Origin of the sequence: Streptomyces niphimycinicus (assembly GCF_018883605.1) — a bacterium.
Classification (GTDB): domain Bacteria; phylum Actinomycetota; class Actinomycetes; order Streptomycetales; family Streptomycetaceae; genus Streptomyces; species Streptomyces niphimycinicus.
On sequence record NZ_JAHLEM010001282.1, the window covers coordinates 1 to 920 of the forward strand.

Annotated in this window: 1 protein-coding gene; it reads left to right on the forward strand. The window is 77.4% G+C overall.

Features of this window, described 5'->3' with window-relative positions; translation table 11 throughout:
* Positions 1-52: 52 nt before the first annotated feature.
* A partial coding sequence (locus tag KN815_RS49350) for an SMP-30/gluconolactonase/LRE family protein (protein WP_216348233.1) occupies positions 53-920 on the forward strand: 868 nt, incomplete at its 3' end.

Genomic DNA, 920 nt, shown 5'->3' on the forward strand with positions numbered 1-920 from the left:
CCCTGCGCGCACGCGCCCGCGCCTTCCGTACCGCCGTCCAGGAGGCCGCAGCGTGACCGGGGAGCCGCGCCCGACCCGCCCCGACCGCCTCGACCTCGGCGAGGGCATCCGCTGGACCGGCGAGGCCCTCGTCCTCGTCGACATCCTTCAGGGCCGCCTGCTGACGGCCCCCCAGGACCCCAGCGCGCCCCTGCGCACGCTGGCCGAACTGCCCGTCCCGCTGGGCGCGGTGGCGCCCGTGGCGGACCGGCCCGGCACCTGGATCGCCGCCGCGGGCACCGGGATCTGCCTGCTCGGCCCCGACGGCGCCACCACCTGGCTGGCGCGACCCGAGGCCGATGCCCGCCCCGCCCGGCGTATGAACGACGGCAGCGCCGACCCGTCCGGCAGATTCTGGGCGGGCAGCATGGGCTACGACGCCGACGAGGACGCGGGCTCCCTCTACCGGGTGGACCACGACGGCACGGTCACCCGGGTCCTCGACGGGATCACGGTGCCGAACGGGCCCGCGTTCACGGCCGATGGACGCGCCATGTATCTGGCCGACAGCGCCCGGGGCGTCGTCCGGCGCTACCCCGTCGACCCGGCGACGGGCGGGCTCGGCACACCGACGACGTTCGTCACGGTGGACGGCGGCAGCCCCGACGGCATGGCCGTCGACGACGAGGGTGGCGTGTGGATCGCCGTCTGGGGCACCGGGACGGTGCGGCGTTACCGGCAGGACGGCGCACTCGACCGCACGCTGCGGCTGCCCGCCGCCCAGCCCGCCGGAGTCTGCCTCCAGGGCGACGTTCTGCACATCACCACGGCCCGGGTCGGGCTCACCCGGCCGGGCCCCGACGACGGCGCGTTGTTCGCGGTCCGGGTCGAGGTGCCGGGCCCTCCGGCGGCCGTCCATCGCCCGCACCCCGGTGCCGGGC